Consider the following 6,645-nt stretch of genomic DNA (forward strand, 5'->3'; position numbering starts at 1 on the left):
TAAAAACTTTATATAGAAATTAAAAATATTTTAAAATACATATAGTTCTATTTAAAATTTGTGGTATTTATGAAGGATGAGATAGAAGTTATAGGATTTGACGATGCTCCATTTAATAAAAATGATAAAGTTTGCATATTGATAGGCACTTTTATGAGGGGAAATAAAATAATTGATGGTGTCTATTTTAGAGAGTTTAAAAAGGATGAAATGGATGTCACAGATAAAATAATAGATATAACTAAGGGGAAGCATTATAATAAAATAAAGGCAATTTTTTTATCTGGAATTACTTTTGGTGGATTTAACATTGCAAATCTCTGGGAGATTTATAGAAAAACTAAAAAGCCAGTTATTGTAGTCATTGATAAGTATCCAAATAAGGAGAAAATATTTTCAGCCCTTAAAAAATACTTTGACGATGCAGATGAAAGAATAAATCTCATAAAATCCTTTCCAGATGTAGAAAAATTAGATAATATTTATGTTCAGTATGTTGGAACTAATAGAGATTTTGTTAAAAATATTGTTAAAAAGACAAAACTTAAAAGTAAGATTCCAGAATGTTTGAGAATATCCCATTTAATTGGTAGAGGATTCTTAGAGTTGAAAAAAATAAATTATAAAAATTTAGAATAATTTTTATTTAGACAGTAAATGTATTTTCTTCTATTATATTTTTCTCTTATTAATCCACAGAATATTAACTTATGTAGTTCATTATAAAATTCTTTTGGAGTAATACCTTTTTCTTTTGCAAGATCTAAAAACCTTCCTTTACCTTTAATTGGCTCATATTCTTTTAAAATATCTATTAACTTACTCTCAATCTTCATATCCAATTCTTTTAAGATTTTACTTATTCTATTCTTTATATTGTTCTCTTTAAGTTCTTTAATTTTTTCTTTTGGAGCATAAATAGAGATATTCCAAAGTCTAATTTCGGATGGTCTTAAGCTTTTAGCCAAAGGAGATACATCATCTAATCTATTAACACCCTTCTCAGATATTACATAAACATTGTGTTCTTCCATTTTAGGTATTGGATATATATCAATAAATAAATCGCATCCAAATTCCTCATAAAGTTTTTCCTCTAATGACAATATCTCTTTTTCTCCTAAATTAACAAAAATCCATCTTTCTATTGGCTTTAAGTCAAAATAACTGTAAGTTATAACATTTTTGTATAAGTTTCTTTTGTCTAATCTATTCATTAAGTAGTTTTCAGAGTTTCTTAAAAAAGACACTAAATCAATATCATCCATTTTAGACAAATCCTTTAAATTTAAATTCTTTTTGTGAATTTCTCCAATAACTGCTCTTTTTAACATTGTATCTGCTATTCTAACCGTTGGATGCATATAAACAGCAGAATACATTTGATGCCTTGCAACTAACAAAGATTCTATTGCTTGGATTCCCTTCATCAATATGCCAATTTTAGGAGTTCCAAAACTTTCAAAAGTCGTTATACTTCTTAAAATTCTTGGTAAATCTATCATTCCATAGGCAGTTCCAGTGTGGTAACTATCCCTCAATAGATAATCCATTCTATCAGCATCGACATCCCCAGAAATTATCTTTCCTTCTAAATTTTTTCTTTTTAAAGTATCTATTACTTCTTTTTTTGAAAAATTTCCTAAATCCATATGTTTAATTTTTTCTTTTGTAATATATTCATGGTTATAGCCACATATTTCTAATGTGTGTGAAAAAGGAGGATGTCCTATATCGTGTAATAACGCAGAAACTCTTGTAAGTTCAATATCTGTATTAATTTTTTCTGCTATTTTAGAGGCTATAAACATAGTTCCTATAGAATGCTCAAATCTTGTATGATTAGCAGATGGATATACTAAATATGTTAAACCTGTCTGTTTTATATTCCTCAATCTTTGAAATTCTTCACTGTCTATAATATTTACTATATTTTCTTCTAAATAAATATCTTTGTGAATTGAATCTCTAATAACTTTTGTCATCATCTCCCAATTTAAAAAATAGATATTAAACTACTAATATAGTTATCTGCCTATAAAAAAATAAAGATAGATTTAGAGATTAGACAACCTCTTTACTTTCTTCTTTTTTCTTTTCAGTTGTTGTAGTTCTACCATACTCTTGGGCTAATTTTTCATAAATTCTCATGTCTTCTTTACTTACTGATGGTTTAATCTTTTCGAGGGCTTTCATGAAGTGTTCTCTTTTAACTTTTACATCTTTTGTTGAAACTTTCAATCTTATACTTTCAATGTCTTTTAGCACATTTTTAAGTTCATCTAATATTGTTGTAAATCTTTGAATTACATTTTGTGTAGTTTTAATTATTTCATCAATTTCTTCAGCAGAAACTTTTTGTGATAAGTTTCCTAACTTGTTCTCTAAGTTGTAAATGTTGTCTATCATTTCTTTTAACTTGTCTAATAAGTCTTTTAAGTATTTTGCTAATTTCTCTGCTTCTTCTTTTTCAGATGGTTTTAAGTCCTCTTTGTTTATAATTTCAAGGAAGTTGTTTAATTCTTTCTCTACAGCCTCAATTTTCTCTTTGGCTGGAGTTAATACACTTATTATATTTCTTATAGCATTGTTTAGTTCGGCAAATTCTCCAGCCTCTGCTGACTCTTTCTCTTTTGTAGCTTTAATTACACTGTTTAATTCAACTGCTGTTCTCTTAAATGCTCCTGATATACTTTGTAAGTAGTTAATTAAATCTCTCAATGCAGTTTCAATTCCCCATGGATTTCCTATACTCTCTCTAACTGCTAACATTGCTGCCTCTCTACATATTGCCTCTATATCAGCCCCAGTGTATCCTTCAGTTTTCTTAGCCAATTCTTCTAAATTAACATCTTCTGCTAAGTTCATACCTCTGGTGTGTATCTTGAATATATCCAATCTTGCCTTTTCATCAGGAACTGGGACTAATATTACCCTGTCTAATCTTCCTGGTCTTAATAATGCTGGGTCTATTATATCTGGTCTGTTAGTTGCCGCTATAACGACAACATCCTTTGGTTCTTCCATTCCATCTAATTCAGTTAATAATTGGTTGACAACTTTATCAGTAACTGCTGAACTTATATCTCTACCTCTCTTTGGAGCTATGGCATCAATCTCATCAAAGAATATTATACATGGTGCTGACTGTCTTGCCTTTCTAAATATCTCTCTTATTGCTTTCTCTGAATTGTGTAATAAAACTCCATATCCTCCTAAGAAGTTATGCCCCTCTACAACTTCAACGACGTCATAAACATAAGTATCATCCCTATTTAAATAATTAATTTCCTTTATCCTATCAAAGTATAAATCTTCTAACAAGACTTTCTTTAACGCTTTTTTCACAACCCTATCTGAGTAGTGTTCAACTTCCATATATGCATAAAGTTCTCCAACAAGTTCTTTTGGAATATTTCTCTTTCCTCTTGTCCATTTCTTAGATTTTATAAATTCTTCTAATGGTTTATTCTTTCTTTCTTGTATAAATCCTATTTCTTTTGAGAATACTTCAAACTGCTCTACTCTGCCTATTAATATTCTATATTCAATATTTCCTACCCTATTTGTTCTTTCTTTTATCCTTGCAAATATACCAAACATTGATAGGGCAATCAATAGCTCTTCTGCTAATGTTTTAGATACTGTAACAGCTTCAATTGTTCCAGTTCTTTTATGATTCCTTAAGTAGAATGAACCATCTCCAGAAAAGTAACCTTTTAGAATACTTGCCAATAAATCTTTCTTTAAAGATAATGCCTTTCCTAATTTTTTGTTCTTTGCCCCTACTCCAAACTCTTTACATAATTCAACAAACCATCTTGTTTTAATCCAGTAAGAGCCATCTTTTTTATAATATTTTCCTTCAATGTTTTCCTCTTTTGTTATCCTATCTATTTCTTTTATAATTTCAATGTCTTTTGTATGTATTCTTACATAGTCCTTGTTTATATCTCCCTCAGAGAGATACAAACCTATTAATTCTGCAACATTTTTGTTAATTTTTATTCTTGAAATTTCATCCTTATCTCCAGATGGAATATTATTTACTAATACAATCCAATCTCCTTTTTTCAATTCAGATGTTGGAATAGAAACTATTTCTCCATCTTTTACTGTAAATACTGAATGGTCTAATGTAACTTTAACCTTTCTACCAGATTCTGTAATAATCTCAACTATTGGAGAGGTTCTTAAATGCTTTGAAATCTTTTCAATTTTAGACCATCTAACCTTTCCATCTACAACTGAAACTACTTCAATATCTTTTCCATTTAACCATTCTTCATAAAGTTTTTCAATTTCAATTAGCTCTATTTCACCATTTATTTTTGCTAAAACCTTCTCATCTTTAGGTATTGATTCACCTACCCACTTACTAAATATTTCTGGCCCTTTAACGCTTATGAAGTTTGCTCCACTTTCGTTAGCAACAGCCTTAGCTAACAATGTCTTACCAGTTCCTGGTGGTCCAAAGAGTAAAACTCCTTTTGGTGGTCTTATTCCTATCTTATCAAACACTTCCTTAGCCTTTAATGGCCATTCTACTGCCTCTCTAAGTTCTTGCTTAACATTCTCTAATCCTCCAATATCCTCCCACTTAACATTTGGAACTTCAACTAAAACTTCTCTCATTGCTGATGGTTCTACATCTTTCAATGCTTCTTTGAAGTCATCCATTGTAACTTTTAAGTTGTCTAAAACTTCTTTTGGAATCTCCTCTGCTTCTAAGTCAATGTTTGGTAATATTCTTCTTAATGCTCTCATTGCCGCTTCTTTACATAAAGCCGCTAAGTCAGCCCCTACAAATCCATGGGTTACCTCTGCCAAGTAGTCTAAGTCAACATCTTCAGCTAATGGCATGTTTCTTGTGTGTATTTGTAATATCTCTTTTCTACCTTCTCTGTCTGGAACTCCTATGTAAATCTCTCTGTCAAATCTTCCTGGTCTTCTCAATGCAGGATCTAATGCATCAGGTCTGTTAGTTGCTCCAATAACTACAACTTGTCCTCTTCCTTTTAATCCATCCATTAATGTTAATAATTGAGCAACTAACCTTCTTTCAACTTCTCCTGTAGCCTCATCTCTCTTTGGAGCAATAGCGTCAATTTCATCAATGAATATTATTGATGGTGCATTCTCCTCAGCTTCTTCAAATATCTTTCTTAAGTTTTCTTCAGTTTCTCCAACATACTTACTCATTATTTCTGGTCCATTTATGACATAGAAGTTTGCTCCTGCTTCATTAGCTACAGCTTTAGCTAACAAGGTCTTACCGGTTCCAGGTGGTCCTACTAATAAAACTCCCTTAGGTGGTTCAATTCCTAACTTTTCAAACAACTCAGGGTGTCTCATTGGAAGTTCTATCATTTCTCTAACTTTTCTAACTTCTTCTTTTAAACCACCAATATCTTCATAAGTAACATCTGGAATCTTAGTTTCTTTAATTTCACTAACTGGCTCTTCTTTCAATTCAACATGTGTAAATTCAGTTACTCTAACAGGTCCTGCTGGTGATGTGCTAACAACAACAAATGTTAAGGCAGTTCCTAAAACTCCAATTGTTACTTTTGAACCTTTGCTTAATACTTGTCCTAATATTTTTCTCTTTATGAAATCTTCAAATCCTGGACCAAATCTAATTGGCTGAGTTGGAGCTAAAACTACTTTCTTAGCCTCTTTAAGCTCTACTTTCTTAACCTTTACTCTATCTCCAATACCTACTCCTGCATTTTGTCTTAAATAACCATCAATTCTAATAATTCCTTTTCCAGCATCTTCTAAGAAACCTCTATATACAATGGCATAAGCCTTACCTTTTGGACCTTCAATTTCAATAACATCTCCTGGTTTTAAACCAAGTTCGTCCATTGTGTATGGATCAATTCTCGCAATTCCTTTCCCTACATCTCCTTGATATGCTTCTGCAACTTTTAATTCTTTAACCATACTAAATCCCCTCTTTTATTTTTAATCTTTCAATTTTATTCAAAATTTTTCTACATTAAATAATATGCCGTTAAAGTTCTATATAAACTTTGTGGATTTGTTCATACTTATTTCACAATTTTTTTCAATCATTATTTATTTCTAAGATATGAAACTGATAAACCCTTGTAAATCCACAATTTCTACATCTTACAATTAACTTAGTTTCTGTTATTGCTATATCCTGTATTGCCTCTTTTTTACAGTTAAAACAAACTGCTTTTTTTTTAAGAACCACGGCTCATACCTATGCTTTTTCTTTTTTTCTTCTTCAATTATGCTTATATCTTCAACCCCCACTCTCCTTAAAATATAATATCTTGTAACTCCACAGTTAGAACATTTAACAAACGCCTGATTGGTATAAATCTCTATAATTTGATCTACTTCTTTTTTACAATTAAAACAAACAGCTAATTTTTTCAAATGCCATTTTTCCATATGTTTCACCTTACATATTAATATTTTTTATTTTTTTATTTATAAATATTTTTTTATCCCATAGGCAGAGATTGTCAAGATAAGGATAAGAGGTAGTTATAGATGGAGGCGAAAGAATTAAGCCAGGAGATAATGGTAATAAATTTGAAATTATTAGGGAATCTATTATAGAAGGACTTAGTTTTTCGTTTAAGGAGGGAGAAGAAGCTTTCTACA

General features: G+C 30.3%; 3 protein-coding genes and 2 pseudogenes. 1 reads left to right on the top strand and 4 read right to left on the bottom strand.

All coding sequences use genetic code 11. The features are described 5' to 3' along the window. Window positions 1-69: 69 nt before the first annotated feature. Window positions 70-639 (top strand): endonuclease dU, encoded by a 570-nt coding sequence (locus tag HZY31_RS02810; RefSeq protein ID WP_297317955.1) that lies wholly within the window; start codon window positions 70-72, stop codon window positions 637-639. Here the strand turns inward: HZY31_RS02810 and HZY31_RS02815 are convergent. From HZY31_RS02815 to HZY31_RS02830, 4 genes and pseudogenes are all read right to left on the bottom strand, one after another. Continuing rightward, window positions 621-1,985, bottom strand: a complete 1,365-nt coding sequence (locus tag HZY31_RS02815; protein ID WP_297317956.1) for an HD domain-containing protein — start codon at window positions 1,983-1,985, stop codon at window positions 621-623. The two genes, HZY31_RS02810 and HZY31_RS02815, sit on opposite strands and share 19 nt — an antisense overlap. Window positions 1,986-2,064: 79 nt before the next feature. Next, complete coding sequence (locus HZY31_RS02820) at window positions 2,065-5,949, bottom strand: CDC48 family AAA ATPase (protein WP_297317957.1); 3,885 nt, start codon at window positions 5,947-5,949, stop codon at window positions 2,065-2,067. Window positions 5,950-6,073: 124 nt separating this feature from the next. Beyond that, window positions 6,074-6,429 (bottom strand): annotated as a pseudogene (locus HZY31_RS02825) (hypothetical protein). 74 nt (window positions 6,430-6,503) lie between these two features. Beyond that, window positions 6,504-6,645 (bottom strand): annotated as a pseudogene (locus HZY31_RS02830) (IS6 family transposase); the annotation flags it as partial.

Source organism: Methanocaldococcus sp., from assembly GCF_024490875.1.
Lineage (GTDB): Archaea > AGJL01 > Methanococci > Methanococcales > Methanocaldococcaceae > Methanocaldococcus.

What these genes read in the sequence shown, in the direction of transcription:
- HZY31_RS02820 (WP_297317957.1), bottom strand. Translation starts at nt 5,949, where the DNA reads ATGGTTAAAGAATTAAAAGTTGCAGAAGCATATCAAGGAGATGTAGGG.
- HZY31_RS02810 (WP_297317955.1), top strand. Translation starts at nt 70, where the DNA reads ATGAAGGATGAGATAGAAGTTATAGGATTTGACGATGCTCCATTTAAT.
- HZY31_RS02815 (WP_297317956.1), bottom strand. Translation starts at nt 1,985, where the DNA reads ATGACAAAAGTTATTAGAGATTCAATTCACAAAGATATTTATTTAGAA.